The 20,677-nt window shown below is 33.9% G+C and carries 28 protein-coding genes; 15 read left to right on the forward strand and 13 right to left on the reverse strand.

All coding sequences use genetic code 11. The features are described from left to right. Both K7G76_RS10215 and K7G76_RS10220 read left to right on the forward strand, forming a co-directional pair. Positions 1–315, forward strand: coding sequence for a hypothetical protein (locus K7G76_RS10215; RefSeq protein WP_223034096.1), 315 nt, complete (start codon positions 1–3; stop codon positions 313–315). After that, positions 302–1,111, forward strand: coding sequence for an ImmA/IrrE family metallo-endopeptidase (locus K7G76_RS10220; protein WP_223034097.1), 810 nt, complete (start codon positions 302–304; stop codon positions 1,109–1,111). The genes K7G76_RS10215 and K7G76_RS10220 overlap by 14 nt, the downstream gene beginning before the upstream one ends. Positions 1,112–1,797: 686 nt before the next feature. Here the strand turns inward: K7G76_RS10220 and K7G76_RS10225 are convergent. From K7G76_RS10225 to K7G76_RS10235, 3 genes are read right to left on the reverse strand one after another with little or no spacing between them, the layout of a single operon-like run. Further along, positions 1,798–2,040 carry a hypothetical protein gene (locus K7G76_RS10225; protein WP_223034098.1) on the reverse strand — a complete coding sequence of 81 codons (243 nt, stop codon included), beginning with the start codon at positions 2,038–2,040 and terminating at the stop codon, positions 1,798–1,800. Continuing rightward, positions 2,018–2,440 carry a DUF5675 family protein gene (locus K7G76_RS10230; protein ID WP_223034099.1) on the reverse strand — a complete coding sequence of 141 codons (423 nt, stop codon included), beginning with the start codon at positions 2,438–2,440 and terminating at the stop codon, positions 2,018–2,020. The genes K7G76_RS10225 and K7G76_RS10230 overlap by 23 nt, the downstream gene beginning before the upstream one ends. 2 nt (positions 2,441–2,442) lie before the next feature. Continuing rightward, entirely contained in the window at positions 2,443–3,198 is a 756-nt protein-coding gene (locus K7G76_RS10235; RefSeq protein WP_223034100.1) for a hypothetical protein, read from the reverse strand. A 231-nt stretch (positions 3,199–3,429) separates the two neighbouring features. Between K7G76_RS10235 and K7G76_RS10240 the strand changes: the two genes are divergently transcribed. The 9 genes from K7G76_RS10240 (at position 3,430) to K7G76_RS10280 (ending at position 9,420) form a co-directional block, all read left to right on the forward strand. Next, positions 3,430–3,627 carry a hypothetical protein gene (locus K7G76_RS10240; protein WP_223034101.1) on the forward strand — a complete coding sequence of 66 codons (198 nt, stop codon included), beginning with the start codon at positions 3,430–3,432 and terminating at the stop codon, positions 3,625–3,627. A 367-nt stretch (positions 3,628–3,994) separates the two neighbouring features. After that, positions 3,995–4,423, forward strand: a complete 429-nt coding sequence (locus K7G76_RS10245; RefSeq protein WP_223034102.1) for an FKBP-type peptidyl-prolyl cis-trans isomerase — start codon at positions 3,995–3,997, stop codon at positions 4,421–4,423. Between the two features lie 228 nt (positions 4,424–4,651). After that, entirely contained in the window at positions 4,652–4,981 is a 330-nt protein-coding gene (locus tag K7G76_RS10250; RefSeq protein ID WP_223034103.1) for a YtxH domain-containing protein, read from the forward strand. Between the two features lie 6 nt (positions 4,982–4,987). Beyond that, positions 4,988–5,338: a hypothetical protein gene (locus tag K7G76_RS10255; protein WP_223034104.1), complete on the forward strand. Its 351-nt coding sequence runs from the start codon at positions 4,988–4,990 to the stop codon at positions 5,336–5,338. Positions 5,339–5,340: 2 nt separating this feature from the next. Then, positions 5,341–5,541, forward strand: a complete 201-nt coding sequence (locus K7G76_RS10260; RefSeq protein ID WP_223034105.1) for a DUF6327 family protein — start codon at positions 5,341–5,343, stop codon at positions 5,539–5,541. Between the two features lie 138 nt (positions 5,542–5,679). Further along, complete coding sequence (gene trxB, locus K7G76_RS10265; RefSeq protein ID WP_223034106.1) at positions 5,680–6,660, forward strand: thioredoxin-disulfide reductase; 981 nt, start codon at positions 5,680–5,682, stop codon at positions 6,658–6,660. Positions 6,661–6,805: 145 nt separating this feature from the next. Beyond that, entirely contained in the window at positions 6,806–7,393 is a 588-nt protein-coding gene (locus tag K7G76_RS10270) for a YceI family protein (RefSeq protein WP_223034107.1), read from the forward strand. Between the two features lie 28 nt (positions 7,394–7,421). After that, positions 7,422–8,720 carry a hypothetical protein gene (locus K7G76_RS10275; protein ID WP_223034108.1) on the forward strand — a complete coding sequence of 433 codons (1,299 nt, stop codon included), beginning with the start codon at positions 7,422–7,424 and terminating at the stop codon, positions 8,718–8,720. 112 nt (positions 8,721–8,832) lie between these two features. Continuing rightward, positions 8,833–9,420, forward strand: coding sequence for a YceI family protein (locus K7G76_RS10280; RefSeq protein ID WP_223034109.1), 588 nt, complete (start codon positions 8,833–8,835; stop codon positions 9,418–9,420). Positions 9,421–9,430: 10 nt separating this feature from the next. Here K7G76_RS10280 and K7G76_RS10285 read toward each other — a convergent pair whose 3' ends face one another. The 5 genes from K7G76_RS10285 to K7G76_RS10305 form a co-directional block, all read right to left on the reverse strand. Continuing rightward, complete coding sequence (locus tag K7G76_RS10285) at positions 9,431–10,297, reverse strand: hypothetical protein (RefSeq protein WP_223034110.1); 867 nt, start codon at positions 10,295–10,297, stop codon at positions 9,431–9,433. A gap of 9 nt (positions 10,298–10,306) precedes the next feature. Beyond that, complete coding sequence (locus tag K7G76_RS10290) at positions 10,307–11,035, reverse strand: head GIN domain-containing protein (protein ID WP_223034111.1); 729 nt, start codon at positions 11,033–11,035, stop codon at positions 10,307–10,309. 38 nt (positions 11,036–11,073) lie between these two features. Then, complete coding sequence (locus tag K7G76_RS10295; RefSeq protein WP_223034112.1) at positions 11,074–12,900, reverse strand: PspC domain-containing protein; 1,827 nt, start codon at positions 12,898–12,900, stop codon at positions 11,074–11,076. Continuing rightward, positions 12,900–13,238, reverse strand: coding sequence for a PadR family transcriptional regulator (locus K7G76_RS10300; RefSeq protein ID WP_223034113.1), 339 nt, complete (start codon positions 13,236–13,238; stop codon positions 12,900–12,902). Before K7G76_RS10300 ends, K7G76_RS10295 begins: the two co-directional genes overlap by 1 nt. An 83-nt stretch (positions 13,239–13,321) precedes the next feature. Further along, positions 13,322–13,768: a DUF4870 domain-containing protein gene (locus K7G76_RS10305; protein WP_223034114.1), complete on the reverse strand. Its 447-nt coding sequence runs from the start codon at positions 13,766–13,768 to the stop codon at positions 13,322–13,324. 144 nt (positions 13,769–13,912) lie between these two features. On the opposite strand from K7G76_RS10305, the gene K7G76_RS10310 reads away from it, so the two are divergent. The 3 genes from K7G76_RS10310 (at position 13,913) to K7G76_RS10320 (ending at position 15,643) form a co-directional block, all read left to right on the forward strand. Next, positions 13,913–14,368, forward strand: a complete 456-nt coding sequence (locus tag K7G76_RS10310; RefSeq protein ID WP_223034115.1) for a DUF4442 domain-containing protein — start codon at positions 13,913–13,915, stop codon at positions 14,366–14,368. Positions 14,369–14,435: 67 nt separating this feature from the next. Continuing rightward, complete coding sequence (locus K7G76_RS10315) at positions 14,436–15,236, forward strand: TIGR00266 family protein (protein ID WP_223034116.1); 801 nt, start codon at positions 14,436–14,438, stop codon at positions 15,234–15,236. A gap of 209 nt (positions 15,237–15,445) precedes the next feature. Beyond that, the gene (locus tag K7G76_RS10320; protein WP_223034117.1) at positions 15,446–15,643 is read left to right on the forward strand and encodes a hypothetical protein; all 198 of its coding nucleotides are present in this window, start codon (positions 15,446–15,448) and stop codon (positions 15,641–15,643) included. Positions 15,644–15,673: 30 nt separating this feature from the next. On the opposite strand, the gene K7G76_RS10325 is transcribed toward K7G76_RS10320, so the two are convergent. After that, the gene (locus tag K7G76_RS10325; RefSeq protein ID WP_223034118.1) at positions 15,674–16,612 is read right to left on the reverse strand and encodes a hydrogen peroxide-inducible genes activator; all 939 of its coding nucleotides are present in this window, start codon (positions 16,610–16,612) and stop codon (positions 15,674–15,676) included. A 105-nt stretch (positions 16,613–16,717) separates the two neighbouring features. On the opposite strand from K7G76_RS10325, the gene K7G76_RS10330 reads away from it, so the two are divergent. Next, on the forward strand, positions 16,718–17,197 hold the full coding sequence (locus K7G76_RS10330; RefSeq protein ID WP_223034119.1) for a Dps family protein: 480 nt from the start codon (positions 16,718–16,720) through the stop codon (positions 17,195–17,197). 46 nt (positions 17,198–17,243) lie between these two features. Here the strand turns inward: K7G76_RS10330 and K7G76_RS10335 are convergent, their stop codons facing one another. The 4 genes from K7G76_RS10335 to K7G76_RS10350 all read right to left on the reverse strand — a co-directional run bounded on the left by K7G76_RS10335 (position 17,244) and on the right by K7G76_RS10350 (position 20,674). After that, entirely contained in the window at positions 17,244–17,741 is a 498-nt protein-coding gene (locus tag K7G76_RS10335; protein ID WP_223034120.1) for an RDD family protein, read from the reverse strand. A gap of 1 nt (position 17,742) precedes the next feature. Beyond that, positions 17,743–18,153, reverse strand: a complete 411-nt coding sequence (locus K7G76_RS10340) for a DUF2141 domain-containing protein (RefSeq protein WP_223034121.1) — start codon at positions 18,151–18,153, stop codon at positions 17,743–17,745. A gap of 191 nt (positions 18,154–18,344) precedes the next feature. Next, positions 18,345–19,559: a DUF58 domain-containing protein gene (locus K7G76_RS10345; RefSeq protein WP_255572990.1), complete on the reverse strand. Its 1,215-nt coding sequence runs from the start codon at positions 19,557–19,559 to the stop codon at positions 18,345–18,347. A gap of 116 nt (positions 19,560–19,675) precedes the next feature. Then, the gene (locus K7G76_RS10350; protein WP_223034123.1) at positions 19,676–20,674 is read right to left on the reverse strand and encodes an AAA family ATPase; all 999 of its coding nucleotides are present in this window, start codon (positions 20,672–20,674) and stop codon (positions 19,676–19,678) included. Positions 20,675–20,677 lie beyond the last annotated feature (3 nt).

Genomic DNA, 20,677 nt, shown 5'->3' on the forward strand with positions numbered 1-20,677 from the left:
ATGGAAACAAATAGCAATAAAGATATAGGTGAGTTATTAAAGAAATACGGATATGCTATGCCATTATCGGAAGAAGAAGTCATAGCTTTTGAAAATAAGTTTACTAAAGATTATGAGTTGCCAAGTGAGTGGTCATCCATTGATGATATCATTGAAAAAGACAACACTAATCAAAATAGAGTAATCTCCTTAAATAATAATCATTTAGAAAATAATTCTGTTAAACCATTATCTATGGCTGCAAGAGAAGGAAAAGAGATTACGGATGAAATAAGAAAAAGAATGAATAAGGACAAAAAGGATGCACAAAAATGATTTTCTCTCTAAATACGATGTAGTTAATTTAAATGATTTAGCCAGTGATATTTCAGATTTTTATTTCCCAGACAGCCAAATCGACCCTATAGTCATAGCTGAAAAAAAGCAAATCACTTATAGTTTTGGTAATTATTCAAATGCATTTGATGGATTGTTAGAATGCGAGAATAACAAGTTTCACATTTACATTAATGTTGACAAATTAGAACACGCTTATTCTGAAAGGGCTCGATTTACTTTTGGACATGAGTTAGGCCACTACTTCATTGATGATCACCGAAATGCACTAGTTTCTGGGCTTTCCCCAAGTCACTGCTCCTTTACGGGTTTCAAAAGTAAAAATAGAGCCGAAAGACAGGCTGATTTTTTCGCATCATGTTTGTTAATGCCAGAAACAAGATTCCGTGGCTACTGTTTTAGAAAAAAGTTTGAGTTCAGAATAATTCAGGAACTAGCTAAAAAATTTGGTACAAGTATTTCTGCTACTGCATTAAGATTCTGTTCAATTGGTTCTCACCCTATTATGGTTGTTTATGCATTTGATAACAAAATCAAATGGTATTGGTCGTCAGATGATTTTCCATTTAAGTATTTAAAGTACGGTAAGGATAAGTTGCCCGAAGATACAGTAGCGGGGGAATATTTTAGTTTAGGAAGAAAATTTAGTAATACACAACAAGTATTTGCAATGGACTGGTTTAATGTTTGGAAAGATAGTCAAGCAAAAAGACCTTTTTATGAACACTGTTTAATGAATGGAAAGCATACATTGAGTATTGTATGGGAAGATTAGTCCCCACAAACCAAAACCCAGTTTGTTGCAAAAACAAAAATCCTCTGTCTTTTGGTTTGTTCCGCTCGCCAATGCTCTTGTAGTTTTTGGCTGCCAACCTCACACAGCACATTACTTGTTTTGTTTAAAAGTACTATTTGTAAAAAATAGGTACAACAAAAAAGTAAAGAGCTGTTTCCAACACTCACACCAAAAACTACCCAAAGCTATGTTACATAATGCGCTGTTATAATAGCAGCCGCTACATCCACGCATCACCAAAGCTGTAGTTATAACGCCATTATGTAAAATATCCGCTTTCCCCGCGCTTTTTTCCCACTTTTCCCCGCCACCCATTTCAACGGTGTAGGTTACAGCAATTATTAATGTTAGCCTTGTGTCTGCGGTAAATACCCCACTATTACCCCTTTGGGGGTTAGGGGGCATCCACCTCAACACCGCGCATAAAAAAAGAGCATTTTTTAGAAAATGCCCTTTATTTATCTTTCCAACCGCTTTACATCAATAATCACTTCCACCTACGACACTTTGCCCCGAGAAAAGTGATTAGTTTTTTAAGCAGTAGGGAAATAAAGAAACTCACGATAGCACCAACAACAGCCAAAACAATTGTGGTAATTAAATCCTCAACACCAATATTAACGATTGATGAAAAGAAAGTACCACCAATAATGGCAGATTTGGTATTATAATCCATCGTCAACCTCATCAGTTTCTGTGTTTTCGTCATCTGCAACTACTGCTTGGCTTACTGCAGTGGCCACAGTTCCAGCAACGGTCATATAAGTGGCAATAGTTATTACTATGGCAGGCATTGCGATTGGAGCTGCAATGATAGCACCACCTGCAGTAGCTAACGCAATACCTATATTGCGTAAAGTTTTAAAGAATTTTGGAGTAGGTTTTTTATAACGTTCTACAATGTTCATAATTCTGTGATTTAATAGTTAATAAAATGTGTTCTTTTCGGTCTTTAGCTTGATACACCAAAGACAACAGTTTTTGCATAGCATTTTTAGAGTAAATACCCTTTCCTATACCACTCAAATAAGTTACTGGAGCAATACACCCTTGAAGCTCTTTTAAGGCATCATTCGCTGGGTGAAACAGAATAAAGCTTCTACCTTTTACAACCTTCAAAATCAAATGATGCTTAAACCGCTTGGAAAAACGTGGTTCAACTTCATAAACACCTTCAGGAATACAGGAAATGTTTCGCTTGTTATTGTTCCAGGGCAATTCAATGGTATGACAAAGGAATTTGTTAGAATTAAAGAGAGCACCATTGGTGCCCTCTTCAAAATAGGCTCTATGCAGCACTAATTCCATACTTACGGAGTATCTACAATAACAACTGCCAAAGCGTTGTAAGCACCGTTCTTAAGCTCGTACATTTGTCCGTTTACCTCTTGGTAAAACTCAATTCCCAACACCTGAACAACAGGCAAAGTTGAGTTAGCAGTCAAAGAAGCTGTTAAGGCAATAGCGGCAGTATCAGCAGCTGTATATGGAAGAATGGCAGTTTCATCACTCTCAAAAACTGAAGCCTCATTTGCAAAATCCAATTCCGCAGCACCCATAACCACTTTAAAATGTGTTGTTCCAGTAGGAGCAGCAATTCTCAAAGTAGGAGAGAATGGATCCAAGTTCAAAGTAGCATCACCTATTACACGGTCAAAGGCTTTTGTAAATGGAGCAAAAAGCGTTGTACCTAACTTCCCATTCAAATTGAATTCAAAGTTATCTAACAAGCTTAAATCACCATCCTGTAAGGTTCTCAAACCTCTTTCGTTGGTTGTGTCTGTTTTGGTAACAGCAACCAAAGTTTTAGTCAATCGAGACACTACACGCTTATCCTTTGCATTTTGTAAAAGAATTCGAATCGCATTTCTCAAAAGCTTACCACCTTTACCAGCACGTCCAAATTCAGACCCATTTTCACGCGTTCTCTGAAACGCTGGGTCGTTCGCAATACGATTGCCATCCACACCACCTTTTTCGCGTGCTAAATGACCATCAGTCGTTTTGTAAAAGGAAATACCACCGATAGTTCCTTTCAGTTTAATAATTCCAGTTTGTTTTGCCATAATAATTCGTTTTTTGATTTAATAGGTCAAAACAATTACATTTATAGCACGTTGTTAAAAAAGTAATTCCGTTTTCGGTCATCCATTCCGATACAACCAAAAACGTCATTAAAATGTTGAAAACCCATTCGGGTTTGCAACATTTTAACAACGCATCATCACCATAATCATAAATCAGTGATATATGGATGATGTATGGATAAAGCGTAGATAAAGTATAGATAGAGTACTATGGTCCCAAATAGAAGATTATGTATATATCCAAAAGACGTTCAGCTAATTACTGGCAGAAGTGAACGCTATGGACGAAAATTGCTCCAGGACATAAGAAATTACTTTGATAAGGAACCTCATCAATTTGTAACTATCAAGGAGTTTTCAGAGTATTCTGGGATAGAAATTGAAGAGTTTATTCAGTATATCAAATAGTTATAAATTACTTTTAATCCTCATAAAATTTGTGTAAATTTAGGTTGTATTGTTTAGTTGAGGTCATTATATTTGCACCGCTCAAGTATAAACTAATACAAAGCGAAAGTTCTTATCAATAAAGTTACCTAATCGGTTACCTCGTAATTTGATGAATGTTTAACTTATTGATTATTAAAGATAAATGGGAAGCAGTTATAATCCTGCCACCCCGACTTTTAAAGCTCAACATATGTTGAGCTTTTTTATTTCCATAAATATTTCCAGTAAGTGTTAAGGTTTCCTTAATGTTTCAGGATTATTCCAATTATATTCAGCTAACCGTATTATAAACTTTAGCTTTGCTTCAAATTTTAATATTATAATTATGAGTCACGTAAAAGAAAATGACACAGTAAAAGTTCATTACACAGGAAAATTAAGTAGTGGTCAAATTTTTGACAGTTCAGTAGATAAAGAACCACTAGAGTTTACTCTTGGAAAAGGCATGTTGATCCCTGGTTTTGAGAAAGCTGTATTAGATATGAAGGTAAACGATAAAAAAACTGTAGTGGTTTCTAAAGATGAGGCCTATGGTGACGTTCATAAAGAATTGTTCCACGAAGTTAAAAAAGACCAATTGCCACAGGACGTTCAGCCTGAAGTAGGTATGGGATTGTCATCTAGAGGTCAGGATGGAACAGAGCATAAGTTTCGAATTGCTGCCGTAAATGAAGATCATATTATCGTTGATGGCAACCACCCTTTAGCGGGTCAAGATTTGACTTTTGAATTGGAGCTATTGGAAATAAAATAGTTTTGGTATATATCTGAAAAAAAAAGCTTGGGTTTTCCAAGCTTTTTTTGTTAAAGAACTTTTAAAAGCACCCTTGGTTAAATAAATTTTAATTATACTATATTAGTGAATAATAATAACGCACGAAGGTTTTTTGTATTACATTTATTAACTTCTTAAAACAAAAAAGAGATGAGTGCTTAATTCACTTCAAATAGTTTATTAACATAAAATCTTTAAATTAATATTATGGGAAAAGAGAGCAGTACATTATTAGGAATATTGGCAGGAACCGCAATAGGAGCAACTTTAGGAATTTTATTTGCTCCGGATAAAGGTTCTGTAACACGTCAAAAAATAGCAGATGAGGCCGCAGCAGCTCGCGATAAAGTGTCTGAAACGGCTCATAATGTACGTGATAAGGTTGCCGAGAATGTAGCGACTAAAAAAGAAACGTTAGATGAACAAATAGAGTCTCTTGTTTCTGATGTGAGTCATAAAGCAGACGATGTTATTTCAGCACTTGAAAAGAAATTGGCAGAATTAAAAGCTAAAAACAAACAGTATCAAAAAAAATAATCCCTAATGAAATTTTTTGAATCTATTAATGAAACATCTGGCAAGATGACAGATGCAGGAGAGGCCTATATAAAAAAGTCTCAAGAATATTTTAAGCTAAAAGTATTTCAGCAGATTAGTGTTTCCATTACTTTTGTTATCAAAGCATTAGTGATAGGAAGTTTGTTATTGATTGGATTGTTTTTCGCAGCCTTTGCTCTCGCATTAGCAATTGGTGAATGGTTGGACAATCTAGCTTTAGGTTACTTAATACTTGGAGCGGTTTTTATATTGGGCTGCATTTTGGTGTATTACCAAAGACACTTGATAGAACGTAAGGTGATTAAGAGCCTTTCGTCTAAATTTTTTAATTCTTAATAATGAAACAATACGAGTCATTTAAAGATATTGAAAAAGATTTAAAGCGTTTGGATCTTGAGCGAAATATTGCTTTGGAAGAAATGAAATTGGTTAAAAGTGAATTCCAAGATAGTTTAAAGCCGATTAATTGGGTGAGCACTATTTTTAGTGTTTTGGGCAAGTATGGTTTTTATGCCCTTATAAAACGATTTCTGAAATAGGTTAATGTATTTTTTGCTCATTTCTTTGGAAATAAACTACTATTATATTTTCCAATAGTTACATAATAACTTTTAATAAGTTTCGTGAAAGTTTTTTGACAAAAACTCTACTTTTGTCGTATAAAATGTAATCATATTATGTCAGATACAATTGAAAAAGTAAAATGCCTTATAATAGGTTCTGGTCCAGCAGGATACACTGCGGCAATTTATGCGGCTAGAGCAAACATGAATCCAGTATTATATCAAGGGAGTCAACCTGGAGGTCAATTAACAACTACAAACGAAGTCGAAAATTTCCCAGGTTACCCTAATGGAATTACGGGTCCTGAAATGATGATTGAACTACAGAAACAAGCCGAACGTTTCGATACAGATGTACGCGATGGTTGGATTACTAAAGTAGACTTTTCAGGCGATGTTCATAAAGTATGGGTTAACGATACCAAAGAAATACATTGTGATACCGTTATTATCTCAACGGGAGCTTCAGCTAAATATCTAGGTTTGGATTCAGAACAAAAGTACTTAAAGCTAGGCGGAGGTGTTTCTGCTTGTGCCGTTTGTGATGGCTTTTTCTACAGAAATCAAGAAGTGGTTATAGTTGGAGCTGGCGATAGTGCTTGTGAAGAAGCCCACTATTTATCTAAATTATGTAAAAAAGTTACCATGCTTGTACGTCGTGATGAATTTAGAGCCTCAAAAATAATGGCAGAACGTGTTAAGAACACTGAAAACATAGAAATTCTTTTCAATACTGAAACCGATGAGGTTTTAGGTGATGGCCAAGTAGTAACAGGTGTTCGTGTATTTAACAACCAAACCAATGAAAAGCATGAAATTCCAGCAACCGGATTTTTTGTAGCTATTGGTCATAAGCCTAATACAGATATTTTTAGGGACTTTTTAGATTTAGATGAAACTGGCTACATCATTAACGTACCGGGGACTTCTAAAACGAATATAGAAGGTGTGTTTGTATCTGGAGATGCTGCAGACCATGTATATAGACAAGCTGTAACTGCAGCAGGAACAGGTTGTATGGCAGCTTTAGATGCTGAACGTTGGTTGGCAGCAAAAGATGCTTCGTTTGAAGTAAGTACGTCTACATATAATTAAATAGTTTAATCAATATTTATAATTTAAAATCCGGGTCCTCCCGGATTTTTTTGTTTTTAAAGTTAATTGGCTTTTCATGATATAAATCATGTTTTAGGTTTCTTATAACCCCGAAATTTGTACTGTAAAATTAAACTATAGAGGTATGAGAACAATAAAACAAAACAGAATGATGCGGCTATTCACCATTCTAATAGTCATCTTCACAAGTCAAAATGTTCTAGCACAACAATTCAACCTTAACAATGGAAAATCAAGTATGTCCATTTTTGGAACATCTAGTTTGCATGATTGGGAGGAAACTGTTGAAGAGCAATCAGGAACCATAAAACTAAATACCGAAGGACAGATAAGTATAACCGCTTTAAATATAAGTATTGTTGCTGAAAGTATTAAAAGTGGAAAATCTGCAATGGATAAAAATACTTATAAAGCTTTAGATACAAAAAACCACAAGTACATAACTTTTAAGATGTATGAGTCTAAAAAAATAATAGACTTGGGTAATTCTGAATATCAGGTTATTGTATCAGGTAAATTGAGTGTTTCGGGAGTAACAAAAACAGTTGATCTGTCTTTCAAAATGAAAGTTACTGCTGATACAGTGACTTTGGAAGGCGAAAAAACCTTTAATATGAAAGATTATGGAATTGAGCCACCAAAAGCTTTGCTCGGAACAATAACAACAGGTGAAGATGTTACCATAAAATTCAAATCAATATTAACTAATTAAAAAATAAATCTTTAAATACTAATACGTTATGAAAGCTACTATTAAAAAAGCAATAATTTTTTCGCTAATGTTAATTGGGGTCAGTTTATATGCCCAAAATAAAAGAGACCTAGATAATTGGAGAGCTCCAGACCAAAGAGGTGTCAACGTGTTTGAAGCACCAAAAGATACGGTGTCAACTTTTGAAAGAGTAAAAGTAAGAGTTGGTGGATCATCTACGCTTCAATTCCAAGCATTATCCCATGAAAATGGTGTACCTCAAGAGTTGATTGATGATGGTACTGTTATGGAGCTTAAGAGCATTGGGTCTAACTTTAATTTAGCTACTGCAAACCTAGATTTAGATGTGGCTCTAGCCAAAGGTGTAAGAATGCACTTAAGAACATACTTATCTTCTCGTCACCACCCAGAACCTTATGTAAAAGGCGGTTATTTCCAAATTGACAATTTAGATTTTATTTCTGAAGGATTACTAGACAATCTAATGAAATATACCACTCTTAAAGTTGGACACATGGAAAACAACTATGGTGACGCACATTTTAGAAGAACAGATAATGCACAGGCTATCTACAATCCATTTGTAGGGAACTTAATTATGGATTCTTTTACTACAGAAGTAGGAGCTGAATTGTATTATCAACGTAATGGTTTTTTAGGTATGATAGGGTTTACCAATGGTAAATTGAATCAATCTGTAGCAGAAGGTTCAAATGAGAAAACTGGAGGTGCTTCTTTCATTGCCAAATTAGGATATGACAATCAGTTGACTGAAGATTTAAGAGTGAGATTAACAGGTTCTGTGTATACAACAGGTTATGTTCCTAACAACTATCTTTATACAGCTGATAGAGCAGGTTCTAGATATTACTTCGTTATGGAAGATATAGATGCTAGTGCAAAATCTCCATTTAGATCTGGACGTTTTGATCCTGGATTCAGAAATAGAATTACAGCCGTAATGTTTAATCCTTTTGTAAAATATAATGGATTGGAATTTTTTGGCACAATTGAACTTGCAAATGGTAGAGCATCTGCTGAAACAGATAACCGTAGTACTACACAATTAGCAGGTGAAATAATCTACCGTTTTGGACAAACTGAAAACTTCTATCTAGGTGGTCGTTATAATACTGTAAGTTCTGAACAATCATTTGGCGATGTAGATATCAATAGATTCCAATTTTCTGCTGGATATTTCTTGACAAAAAACATATTGGCTAAACTAGAATATGTTAATCAAACTTATGATGGCTATCCAGAGGCTAATATTCTTTATGATGGCAAATTCAATGGTTTAATGGTTGAAGCGGTAATTAGCTTCTAAACCCATTGTATAATTATTATTATCAAACATGCCTTTTGGGACAGTTTTAAAATTTAAGATTTGTATCATAAGGCATGTTTTTTTAAATTGATTGCGTTTTTAATTTGTTACCATGAAAAGGTTTTTATTATTGATATTGTCTTTTACTTTAACTATTGTTACCATGTCTTTTTTTGTTGCAAGAAAATCCTTGGAAGTTGTAGTTAAAAATGATAGTGAGGTATCCATTTCAGGAACCAGTAATATAAACTCCTATAACTGTTGTTATAATATAGCCAAATTAGAAGATCCTATTCCTGTAAGTTTTGAATCTAATAATAAAATCATGGTTTTTCAATCAACAGTATTAGAGTTGAAAAGTGATTGTTTCGATTGTGGCCATAAGGCTATAAATAAAGATTTCAACAAGCTATTGAAAACCGATCTGTACCCTAATATAAAATTAAAGCTTGTAGCAATTGAAAAGACTTCAGAGTTTAAAAATACTTATAATGCTAAAGTTGAAATTAATATAGCTGATGTTGCTAATTCTTATACTTTTCCAGTACAAGTTACAAAAAATGAAGACATCCATATCATAGGCGATCTTTCTATAGATTTAAGGGATTACCAATTAGAAGCTCCAAAGAAAATGATGGGACTAATAGTTGTTGACCCTGATGTTGTTGTTAATTTTAACCTGTATTTAAAACAGGTTTAATACTACTCACTTATTTAATTACACTTTTTAATGTGTTTTCAATACGAGGTGCGTGACTCGAGCCCATAGTTACAAATACGGTTTCTCCTTTTTCAACAAGCTCAACAATTATATTGACCATATGCTTATCTCTTGCCAAATTGGAGTCGTTCCATATATCATGAAGATAACTGGGGTAGCCATATCCCGAATCAAAAGTACGCCAATCTTTTTCAGGGAAATCACTTTGCCAAATACTATCTACTTCTTCCCATGATTTTAGAGTGTTTTTAAGATGTTTCCTTTTGGTTCGTTCCTCAATTAAATCTTGTAATTTATCTTCAGGGTTATTAGCTCTTTCATTAAGTGGTATACCAAAAAAGGGGCGTAGCGAATAAAACATTGCCAATTTTTGAGCGGGATACTTTTTTATAAGCATGGCAATCTCATCATCCCTTGAGGGTTCCCAGGTATATAGTTTTATTCCATCACTTTTTGCTAATTCAGCAGTTAAACCACTTTCACCATATTGTTCTATTGAATTATGTAACCATTTACAGAAAAACCCTAATCGTCCCTCTACTAAAGCTACTGATGGTTTATGCTCTTCCCATTGGTTTTTAATAAGATCAAATTGAGGGGCTTTTGGATCATTAATGTGCTCTACACCTAAAACAATGACTTTCCCTTTTTTTTGAGAGGTTATGGTATACGCATATGGTCTGCTATGAACATTAATTAAGCTATCCATGTAAGTACCCATATCCATTATCGGGGCTTCATATTCTCTGGATTTTACTGTTTTGTAGTATGAAGGAGATTTCCATATAATATTAAAATAGAATAGTAATACAATTAGACCAATTAATAGGGTCAAGGAGTAAAGTAGCTTTTTCATGATTGCACTTTATTTTCTGGCAATACCACCTGACACACCTTCAGATTTTTCTACTTTTTCAGGATTGCCATAATAGGTAATATCACCACCACTATTAGCTTTAGCAATAAGTTCTTGTGAAGTATTAACAGAAATGCTGGCTCCGCTAGTAGCTTTAACTGTAGATTTTTCAGCTAATAAATCGCCTGCATCAATATCGCTACCGCTATTAGCTTCAGCTTTAAATGATACAACTGTTCCTGTTAATTCCAAATCGCTGCCACTAGTTGATAAGCAGTACAATTTTCGGGTATTTATTTCAAGATCCATATCACTACCGCTGTTGGTTTCCAATTCTAAATTATCTGTATGTATGGTATGGGTTGAAAACACATCGCTACCACTGGTTGCTACAATTTTGTCGATATTTTTAAAATTCACCAGTACTTTTTTTGAAGAGGCTGATCGTATATTATCTTCAGCAGTGATTTCTAAAACCCCGTTATTAATATTTACAATTATAATGTCGTGTAAATTGCCATCGGCTTCAATGGTAACTTTATCAGAAGTTCCTTGGGTAAGATACACATCAAGTCCGCGGCTTACATGAATTTCGTTGAATTCACTTTGTAGCCTTTGTTCTTTGGTTATTACATTACCATCACCTGTTACTCCAGAACCCCATCCTGTGTTAAACTCGCATGATAATAGGAGTAGAGATAAAATGAATGATACAATTAGTTTTGTTAATGTTGTCATGATTTTTGATTGATTTTATTTTTGATTGATTTTTATAATTAATTGTCTTCAGAAGTTATTTCAATACCGTTTTCGTCAATATTTACTTTTACCTCTTCGCCATTGGCTTTAACACCATCTTCGTTTATTTCTAGACTAGAGTCTGTTGATTTAATTTCAATACCCTTATCATTAATTTTAACACGTGCTCCATCATTATCGACATCTACTTTTAAATGAAAATCTTCGTCAGGACAATCGGAACAAATAACATCATCATCAATAATTTTTAAATAATGTTCTTCCATACCATTGTCTAGAATATCATTATAGTAGCTAGAATTTCTATGGAAGCTATAAGTGTTATCATCAGCATATAGTGTACTGCCTTCAGGTAAATACAGAATAATCTCAACCTCTTGGTCACTAAACTTATTTTCAATTTTTGTAGTTAAATAGCCGTCCAATAATAATTCGTTGTCCTTTAATTCGTAATTATAGTTGATGTTATTGGCACGTTTTTTTGCTAACTGGTAATCACTGCCTTCAGCGTTTTTTTCAATACCAATAGAGGCTAGCGAATCTTTAGTCGATCGTACTATTAAGCGAATATCTGATGAGTAAATAATTTTATCGTCATTCTCGTCGTGTAACAGTCTATAAGAACTACCGTGTCTATAAACACCTTTTCTGTAATTGTCGTTGCCAACCATTTTTAGGTTTAAGGTGTCACTGGCGCTTATATTTAGTACTTCTTTTTTAGTAACACTGGCATCAAAGGCATGTTCACTAGCTTGTCTAACGCCAATAACTACTAGACTAATAATGGATACCAACCATACACCAAGTAATACAAATTTTGCAATGTTTCCAATAGATTTAAGATTGTTTATAAGGATTTTTAAGCCCAAATAAAACACAAAGAAAAATGGTATGCCTATAGCAAATAAGGACAGCATAGACACAAGCCATACAGGTGTGTTGGCTGCATTGGCAGCATCAACAAAATCAAATCCAGGTACATGGAAAACATCAGATGCACCAAAAGTAAATAAGCCAATTATCAAGGCTATTAAAGCCGAAGCTCCAGTAATGATTAGTATAACGCCTATAAACTTTGCCAAAACTTTAAAGAAGAACATAAAAATGTCGCCAACGGCATCAAAAAATGATTGTGATCCAGATTTTATACGATTCCCCTGCTTTTGAAAATCGACATTTTTTGCAGCATCAGAAACTGATTCTGAAACATTTTTTGCTGCTCCAGTTACAGAATCAGTAACATTTTTTGCTGCGTCTGAAACACTACCTAATCCGTCTTTAATTTTTTTTTCAATGTTACTAATGTTAACAGGTTCGCCTGTCATCATTAATTTATCAGCAGTAGTAACGGCTTCTGGAACTAAAATCCAAAGTAGTATATATAGGAAGATACCGGTTCCCGCTCCAAAGATTAACACAATCCAAGCTAAACGAATCCAAATGGCATCAATTCCAAAATAGTGAGCTAAACCTGCAGAAACACCACCTACATAAGAGTTTTCGGTATCTCTAAATAGTTTTTTTGACGGACCAGTTTGTCTGTGATAGGATTGTTTTGGTTCATCTTCAAAAATTTCGTCATCAACCAAATAATCCTCTGGTTGTCCCATTATGGCAATAACTTCGTCTACCTCTTTATTGCCGATAACTTGTTTTTCGTGTTGTACGCGTTCGCTGAATAATTCGGCAATTCGTGCTTCGATATCCGATAGGATTTCAGATCGACCTTGAGAATCTGTAAATGAACGTTTTATAGCCTCAAGATAGCGTTGTAATTTTAAGTATGCATCTTCATCAATATGGAAGAATATACCTGCTAAATTTATGTTGACTGTTTTATTCATTATTTTTTGTTTTTTTGACTTGTTACTATATTAACTGCGTTTTGTAATTCATTCCAAGTTGTATTTAATTCGTTTAAAAACAACTTGCCTGTTTCTGTTAGACCATAATACTTTCTAGGTGGTCCAGAAGTAGATTCCTCCCATCGGTAATTTAAAAGTCCTGCGTTTTTAAGCCTTGTAAGCAAAGGGTATATTGTGCCCTCAACTACAAGCAACTTGGCGTCTTTTAAAGTGTCCAGTATTTCTGCAACATAAGCATCGTCATCCTTTAAAACCGAAAGGATGCAATACTCTAAAACACCTTTACGCATTTGTGCTTTTGTGTTTTCTATCTTCATATTCTAAAGCGTTTTAAATTTTTTAAACTGTTCATTTTTTGATTGATTGTGATTGATGAAATGCTGAAGCTAATCAGCTTGATTTATTTTAAAAAATTGATGGTTAATGGATAATCAAAATATTCGCCATCTTTTGCTGCTAAACTGGCTCTAACGATGAATACCATTTCTAAAATAAAGCCCATAAGGGCTAAAAATCCTAACCCACCAGTAATATATAATAGAGGAGAGGGTTTGGTAATGTTAAAACGAATGCTATCAAAAGCGTCAATATCCAAAAAATCGATGCCATTAAATAAATTAAAAACAAAAAACGGAATAGTAATCATGCCTATTACTAAAGCGTACAATAAAATACTAATCTGAAAATTGATAATCTGCTTTCCATGAGCATCAACAAACTCCGATTTGTCTTTGTTTGCAACCCATAATACAATTGGACCTATAAAATTTCCAAATGGAATTACAAACCTACTAAAGCTAGATAAATGAATAAAAGTGGCTATATTTTTTTGGTGATTATCTATCATTTTTTAAAGTATATAATAGTTTCTTATGCAAATATATATCTAAAAGAAGGTATTATGCAATACAAAGTACTAAAAATTAACAAAATATTAACATATTGTAGTTCGAAGATTTTCAATACTTTTAAGGAAAATTTATCTTGATATATGGAACTGACTCCAAGCAAAATAAACCTTTTTAATCTGTTTAAACTACCAGCGGCTTTCTTTACAGGTATTCGTGTTAAGGCAATTAATGAATCGTCCTGTACAGTTTCGGTTAAACACAGATGGGTTAATCAAAATCCATTTAAATCGATGTTTTGGGCTGTTCAAGGTATGGCAGCTGAATTAACGACAGGTGCTTTGGTTATGGCCAAAATAAAACATAGTGGGAGAAATATCTCGATGTTGGTTTTAAGCAATAATGCGTCGTTTACAAAAAAAGCAACGGGTAGAATTACGTTTCTTTGTAACGATGGCGAAAAGGTTGACGAAGCTATAACAAAGTCTATTAAAACAGGTGAAGGTCAAACAGTTTGGATGAAATCTGTTGGAACAAATTCTGATGGTGTAGAAGTATCTACTTTTAATTTTGAATGGACAATTAAGGTGAAGCCTTAATTTGTATTGTAACAAAAATGCTATTTAGTCAACGAATAAACGTATCAATCAATAAAAATATAAAAACATGAATGCACACGAAATAGATTATCACATTTATGGTGAAGAAATGCAATATGTAGAAATAGAACTAGATCCAAATGAGGGCGTAGTAGCCGAAGCTGGGAGTTTTATGATGATGGACGATGGTATAAAGATGGAAACCATTTTTGGAGATGGTTCTGAAAAGAACAAAGGATTTTTAGGATCCATTCTTGGAGCAGGAAAGCGTATACTTACGGGAGAAAGTTTATTTATGACAGCTTTCTATAATGACTTAATGGGAAAGCGAAAAGTAAGTTTTGCTTCGCCTTATCCAGGTAAAATTGTAGCTGTAGATTTAACGGCATTTGGTAATAAGTTTATTTGCCAAAAAGATGCTTTTTTGTGCGCGGCTAAAGGTGTGAGTGTAGGTATTGAGTTTAGTAAACGCTTGGGTAGAGGACTGTTTGGAGGAGAAGGGTTTATTATGCAAAAGTTAGAGGGCGATGGTTTGGCTTTTGTTCATGCAGGTGGAACATTGGCAAAGCGGGAATTGCAACGCGGTGAAACGTTGCGGGTAGACACAGGATGTATTGTTGGGTTTACTCAAGGCATCGATTACGATATTGAATTTATTGGTGGTATAAAAAACACCATTTTTGGAGGTGAAGGTTTGTTTTTTGCTAAACTTCAAGGACCGGGAACGGTATATATCCAATCGCTGCCATTTAGTCGCTTGGCTAGGCGTGTTTGGGCGGCTGCACCGCAAGGAGGAGGGAAAGATAAAGGAGAAGGAAGCATCCTTGGAGGTCTTGGCGATTTGTTAGATGGTGATAATAGATTTTAATAAATGTTATTAACAATTTTCTGTTGTTGTAAAAGCTATGTTATACTTGACTTCTGTTGGTTTTCGTTTAAATAAAAAAGGGTATTAGAGGTGTTAAAATTTTGTTTAAACCCAAAAAGTAATTCTTTTTTTTATTAAATTTAGAAAACAAAAAACCAAGATGGCCTATAAAACATATCTACTTTTTTTAACCTAAAACCTTAAGATTAATGGCAAGAGCAATGTTTGAGTACACCAAGACTGTACTAAATAAAGTGAGTTTTGATGCTACGTTGTTTTGCAAGGAAGTACAAAAAGCGCTTCAACGTCTATTACCCTACGAAATTGAAGAGTTAAAGATTTTTATACAATCTTTAGTACAGCAAAACCCCGATTTAAATCAATGTTTAATATATTTAAAACCATAAATAAAAAAAGCGACTCACGAGTCGCTTTTTTTATTTGGATATAGGGCTGATTATCTTTACGTTTTGAAACGCAATGGCACCGCGTATTATTCCAGAAATAACGCCCTGCATAGCCTCTATTATTTGCATTTTTAATTCACTTTTATGATAAATTAAGCTAACTTCCCTGGCAGGAGCGGGATCATTAAAGTAATGTAAATTCTGTTTAGCTTTTTCATTCAAATCCAAAGTGTGTAAATACGGAAGCAGTGTCATACCCAATCCTTCATCTGATAATTTAATGAGGGTTTCTATACTGCCACTTTCCAATTGGAACTGATCGTCAGTATGGTCTTTAAATGCTTTACACAAGTTTATTACACCATCCCTAAAACAATGCCCATCTTCTAGGAGTAGCATGTCATCAATTTCTAAATCAGATACATTTAATTTACCTGAACTGTACAACCTATGATGTGGCGGTATATAACCCACAAAAGGTTCAAAGTATAACACACGCTCTTTAATATTATCATGTTCGAGTGGTGTTGCTGCAATAGCAGCATCTAAATGACCGTCGTTAATGCGTGAAATCATTTCTTCTGTTGTTAACTCTTCAATTTTTAGCTTTATTTTAGGGTATTTTTTAATGAAAGTTTTCAAAAACATGGGTAAAAGAGTAGGCATAACAGTAGGTATAATGCCAAATTTAAATTCACCACCAATAAACCCTTTTTGCTGATCAACAATATCCTGAATTCTATACGATTCGTTAACAATATTTTTGGCCTGTGTTACAATTTTTCGTCCTACATCAGTAAGTTCAATAGGTTTTTTGCTTCTATCAAAAATCTGGATATCAAGCTCGTCTTCCAACTTCTGAATTTGCATACTTAAAGTAGGCTGGGTTACAAAACATTTTTCTGCTGCTTTGGTAAAATTCTGCTGTTCAGCTACAGCTAAAACATAGTATAATTGTGTAATGGTCATGTCAATCAATTTAGGCTATAAAAATATAAAAACTATCAATAAAATTTATAGAAGTTCCTGTTAATTATAAATTAAATTTGTAGTGAGAAAATTAAAACAAAAATTATGACACTAAATAGTATAGGTTTAGACGAAAATAAAACAAAGGAGATTGCTACCGATTTAAACCAGTTATTGGCAAATTTTCAAATTTATTATCAAAATTTAAGGGGCATTCATTGGAATATTAAAGGCAAGGGATTCTTTGATTTACATGTCAAATTTGAAGAGCTCTATAACGATGCCAATATGAAGGTAGATGAAACAGCGGAACGTATTTTGACATTAGGCATAACGCCACTTCATACATTTGAAGATTATACTCAAGCCGCAAAAGTGCCTGTGGGTAAAAATATTTCAAAAGATGAAAAGGCTGTTCAGTTGATAGTTGATTCGCTATCTGAATTACTGAAATTAGAACGCCAGATTTTAGAAAAATCTGGAGATGCTAATGATGAAGGAACAAACTCCATGATGAGTGACTTTATAACAGAACAAGAAAAAACGGTGTGGATGATGAAAGCTTGGTTGGGTGAAACGGTTTAATAGCTTTGATTAATAGTTTAAAAAGCGACCAAAATGGTCGCTTTTTTTATGGGTGATATGCTATGCTTGTGTGAGCCATTTGGTCATAGAGACTACTTTTTCCTTTAGAATAAACGATACTAAAAAAATATAATAAAGAAACTGCTTGAGGGAGAATCAATACTATCCATACCCATAGTGGGACAGAATGGTTTTGGAACTCATAAAAGTATATCCAATGCACACCTAAATGAGCTACTTCCCATGGTAAAAACTTTAGAATGGTACGTTTTAAAACAGAACCACCATTTGAACCTACGTGTATTTTTAAAGCTAATTTACCTAATGATGCCTTTAGTTTACTGCTCTCCATGATATAGAAATACAAAATAACAGGAAGCGTAAGACTAAAAAAACCAATTAGCTGACCATGAACAGGGTCTGTTTTTTTAGAAAGTTCATCAAATGGTACCAAGGTAATACTGATACTAAATAGTATTAGACCGTAAACCAGAATGATTATATAATCTATTAAAGCTGCTAATATGCGTTTTCTTAACAGCATTCTAGAATCGTATTTTCATTTCAGTGTCTTTGGTTAGTTCAAATTTTGCATCAGCAAAAGTTGGAGGACCATATAACATAGGGTTGTTTGACATACCATACGATTCCATAGGCATACCATTAGGTTCTAAATCCATGCGTTCGTTATCGTTTTCATCATGTAGTAACATAACCGCATAAGTACCTGGCGTTACATCTTTAAAGGTTACAGAAATCTTGCCTTCATGTATTTCGGCTTTGGCATTTTTAATGCCTTTGCCTTTCATAAAGGTATCTTCGGTATGTAGACCTACCAGTACATGACCGTTATTGTTTAAAACATTATCTACAGATACGGTTAACGTATACGTTTCTTGTGAGTAACTTAAAATTGTTGTTAATGTCATAGTAATGACTAATGCTAGTGTTTTCATAATATGGATTGATTTTATTGTTATGGTGTAAATATTATAACAATAAGGAAGTTGTCGAAATCCATTTTACTGAATTGTAGAATCGTGCAGATGAAATGTTAATTTCACTAATCACTAATCACTAATCACTAATCACTAATCACTAATCACTAATCACTAATCACTAATCACTAATCACTAATCACTAATCACTAAATTAATCCTCTAGCTTTAATTTCTAAATACTTATTAATGGTATTAATGGTAAGGTCTTCAGGAGCCGTTAAAATGCTTTGAATGCCATGCTTTTGTAATTCGGTTACAATAAGCTTTTTTTCGAAAATAAATTTTTCGGCAATGGTTTTTTCAAATATTTCATTGGTTTTATAGGCTGGCTGTTTAATAAACTGCGAAAGCTCGGTATTTTCAAAGAAAATGACAACGAGTACATGATTTTTTGCAATAGCTTGTAAATAGGGAAGTTGCCTGTGAAGTGCATCTAAAGTTTCAAAATTTGTATAGAGTAATAGTAAGCTACGTTGGTTAAGACTACGCTTAATGTCAATATATAGTCTTGAAAAGTCAGATTCAGCAAAATCAGTATTCAAATTATAGAGGGTTTCCATAATTTGATTCATTTGCGATGGTCTGCGTTCGGCAACTACTTTATCGGTTACTTTTCGGGAAAACGAAAACATACCTGCCTTATCCTGCTTTTTAAGGGCAACGTTGCTTATTACAAGCGTAGCATTTATAGCATAATCTAAAAGGCTTAACCCGTTAAAAGGCATCTTCATGGCACGCCCCATATCAATTACACTATAAATAGGTTGTGAGCGTTCATCTTGATACTGATTAACCATAAGTTGGTTGCGTTTGGCAGTAGCTTTCCAATTGATATTCCTAATATCGTCGCCTGCAACATAATCCTTTATTTGCTCAAACTCCATGGTATGACCTATACGTCTGATTTTCTTTAGTCCAAATTCAAAAATCTTGTTTGAAAACGCAATGAGCATATATTTCTTGAGTTGCAAAAACGATGGGTAATTGGGAACCATGGCTTTGTTGCCAAACTGAAATCGTCTAGATAAGAATCCTATAGGAGAGGTTGCATAAATATTTAAATTGCCGAAATGGTATTCGCCGCGTTCTAACGGTCTTAACGTATAGGTTATTTTTTTATAATCAGATTTAGTAAGGGTAGTAGTAATTTCAAAGTCTCGCTTTTGATATTGAAACGGTAATTCGTCAATGAGTTTTAGATGGAGATTAAAATTATAGCTGTTTTTTATGGTGATTTCTATAGGATTATCATCCCCATTACTTAATTTTTCAGGTAGTATTCTGGTTGCCGATATACCTTTCTGCTTGAACAGTAAAATGACATCGATTATTACAATGGCGGTCAAAACTGCACTTAGCATGTTTGCAATTCCTAATAAACCTGGAAAAAGGTAAGCGAGTATATAAGTGGCTATAAGGCCAATAACACCTATGAAAAAACGAAATTCTAAATATGTATTTTTAAAGAATAGCTTCACTAGCGCGGAATTTCTATAGTTTCAAGAATTTGGTCTATAACTTTATCAACAGTAAAAGCTTCCATTTCGCGTTCTGGAGTCAATACCAAACGGTGTTTTAAAACAGCTTTAGTACAACGTTTAATATCATCAGGAGTTACAAAATCCCGTCCGTGTATAGCAGCATTTGATTTTGCCGCATTTAGTATAGCTATAGACGCCCGAGGTGACGCACCCAAATATAAATTAGCATTTGTTCTGGTGTTATTGACAATGGCTGCTATATAGCTTAATAAATGGTCTTCAACCAATACTTGTTTAATTAAGTTTTGATAGGCTGTGATGTCTTGAGCCTTCAAAACCGAATTAATAGAATTAAAATCTAATTTATCTTCGCGTTTATGGTTGTCAATAAGTATCTGTACTTCTTCATCTAGAGATGGATAATCGACATCAATCTTAAACAAAAACCTGTCTAATTGAGCTTCCGGCAAACGATATGTGCCTTCTTGTTCTATTGGGTTTTGCGTGGCAAAAACTAAAAAAGGACTTTCCATTATAAACTTATTATTGTCAATTGTAATTTGACGTTCTGCCATGACTTCAAACAAAGCAGCTTGGGTTTTTGCAGGCGCTCTATTGATTTCGTCAATTAAAATAATATTTGAGAAAATAGGCCCTTTTTTATATTCAAAATCATTGGTTTTTACATTGAATATTGATGTTCCTAAAATATCGCTAGGCATTAAATCTGGAGTAAATTGAATACGACTAAAATCAACATCCATGGTTTTGGCCAATAATTTAGCGGTTACGGTTTTGGCAACTCCAGGAACACCTTCTATTAAGGTATGACCATTAGACAGGATTGAAATAATAAGAAGTTCAATCATATCGTTTTGACCAACAATTATTTTGCCTATTTCGGTTTTTATTTGCTCTACATGCTCCTGTAGCGGTTTTAAATCTATCCTATTGGTGAAGTTTAAATCTTCAGTTTCTGGTTGTAAATCGTCCATGTA

It is taken from the genome of Hanstruepera marina, assembly GCF_019880635.1.
Lineage (GTDB): Bacteria > Bacteroidota > Bacteroidia > Flavobacteriales > Flavobacteriaceae > Hanstruepera > Hanstruepera marina.

Excerpts from the sequence above, each read along its gene's own strand:
- K7G76_RS10215 (WP_223034096.1), top strand. The coding sequence starts at position 1 with ATGGAAACAAATAGCAATAAAGATATAGGTGAGTTATTAAAGAAATAC.
- K7G76_RS10220 (WP_223034097.1), top strand. The coding sequence starts at position 302 with ATGCACAAAAATGATTTTCTCTCTAAATACGATGTAGTTAATTTAAAT.
- K7G76_RS10225 (WP_223034098.1), bottom strand. The coding sequence starts at position 2,040 with ATGAACATTGTAGAACGTTATAAAAAACCTACTCCAAAATTCTTTAAA.
- K7G76_RS10230 (WP_223034099.1), bottom strand. The coding sequence starts at position 2,440 with ATGGAATTAGTGCTGCATAGAGCCTATTTTGAAGAGGGCACCAATGGT.
- K7G76_RS10235 (WP_223034100.1), bottom strand. The coding sequence starts at position 3,198 with ATGGCAAAACAAACTGGAATTATTAAACTGAAAGGAACTATCGGTGGT.
- K7G76_RS10240 (WP_223034101.1), top strand. The coding sequence starts at position 3,430 with ATGGTCCCAAATAGAAGATTATGTATATATCCAAAAGACGTTCAGCTA.
- K7G76_RS10245 (WP_223034102.1), top strand. The coding sequence starts at position 3,995 with ATGAGTCACGTAAAAGAAAATGACACAGTAAAAGTTCATTACACAGGA.
- K7G76_RS10250 (WP_223034103.1), top strand. The coding sequence starts at position 4,652 with ATGGGAAAAGAGAGCAGTACATTATTAGGAATATTGGCAGGAACCGCA.
- K7G76_RS10255 (WP_223034104.1), top strand. The coding sequence starts at position 4,988 with ATGAAATTTTTTGAATCTATTAATGAAACATCTGGCAAGATGACAGAT.
- K7G76_RS10260 (WP_223034105.1), top strand. The coding sequence starts at position 5,341 with ATGAAACAATACGAGTCATTTAAAGATATTGAAAAAGATTTAAAGCGT.
- trxB (WP_223034106.1), top strand. The coding sequence starts at position 5,680 with ATGTCAGATACAATTGAAAAAGTAAAATGCCTTATAATAGGTTCTGGT.
- K7G76_RS10270 (WP_223034107.1), top strand. The coding sequence starts at position 6,806 with ATGAGAACAATAAAACAAAACAGAATGATGCGGCTATTCACCATTCTA.
- K7G76_RS10275 (WP_223034108.1), top strand. The coding sequence starts at position 7,422 with ATGAAAGCTACTATTAAAAAAGCAATAATTTTTTCGCTAATGTTAATT.
- K7G76_RS10280 (WP_223034109.1), top strand. The coding sequence starts at position 8,833 with ATGAAAAGGTTTTTATTATTGATATTGTCTTTTACTTTAACTATTGTT.
- K7G76_RS10285 (WP_223034110.1), bottom strand. The coding sequence starts at position 10,297 with ATGAAAAAGCTACTTTACTCCTTGACCCTATTAATTGGTCTAATTGTA.
- K7G76_RS10290 (WP_223034111.1), bottom strand. The coding sequence starts at position 11,035 with ATGACAACATTAACAAAACTAATTGTATCATTCATTTTATCTCTACTC.
- K7G76_RS10295 (WP_223034112.1), bottom strand. The coding sequence starts at position 12,900 with ATGAATAAAACAGTCAACATAAATTTAGCAGGTATATTCTTCCATATT.
- K7G76_RS10300 (WP_223034113.1), bottom strand. The coding sequence starts at position 13,238 with ATGAAGATAGAAAACACAAAAGCACAAATGCGTAAAGGTGTTTTAGAG.
- K7G76_RS10305 (WP_223034114.1), bottom strand. The coding sequence starts at position 13,768 with ATGATAGATAATCACCAAAAAAATATAGCCACTTTTATTCATTTATCT.
- K7G76_RS10310 (WP_223034115.1), top strand. The coding sequence starts at position 13,913 with ATGGAACTGACTCCAAGCAAAATAAACCTTTTTAATCTGTTTAAACTA.
- K7G76_RS10315 (WP_223034116.1), top strand. The coding sequence starts at position 14,436 with ATGAATGCACACGAAATAGATTATCACATTTATGGTGAAGAAATGCAA.
- K7G76_RS10320 (WP_223034117.1), top strand. The coding sequence starts at position 15,446 with ATGGCAAGAGCAATGTTTGAGTACACCAAGACTGTACTAAATAAAGTG.
- K7G76_RS10325 (WP_223034118.1), bottom strand. The coding sequence starts at position 16,612 with ATGACCATTACACAATTATACTATGTTTTAGCTGTAGCTGAACAGCAG.
- K7G76_RS10330 (WP_223034119.1), top strand. The coding sequence starts at position 16,718 with ATGACACTAAATAGTATAGGTTTAGACGAAAATAAAACAAAGGAGATT.
- K7G76_RS10335 (WP_223034120.1), bottom strand. The coding sequence starts at position 17,741 with ATGCTGTTAAGAAAACGCATATTAGCAGCTTTAATAGATTATATAATC.
- K7G76_RS10340 (WP_223034121.1), bottom strand. The coding sequence starts at position 18,153 with ATGAAAACACTAGCATTAGTCATTACTATGACATTAACAACAATTTTA.
- K7G76_RS10345 (WP_255572990.1), bottom strand. The coding sequence starts at position 19,559 with ATGCTAAGTGCAGTTTTGACCGCCATTGTAATAATCGATGTCATTTTA.
- K7G76_RS10350 (WP_223034123.1), bottom strand. The coding sequence starts at position 20,674 with ATGGACGATTTACAACCAGAAACTGAAGATTTAAACTTCACCAATAGG.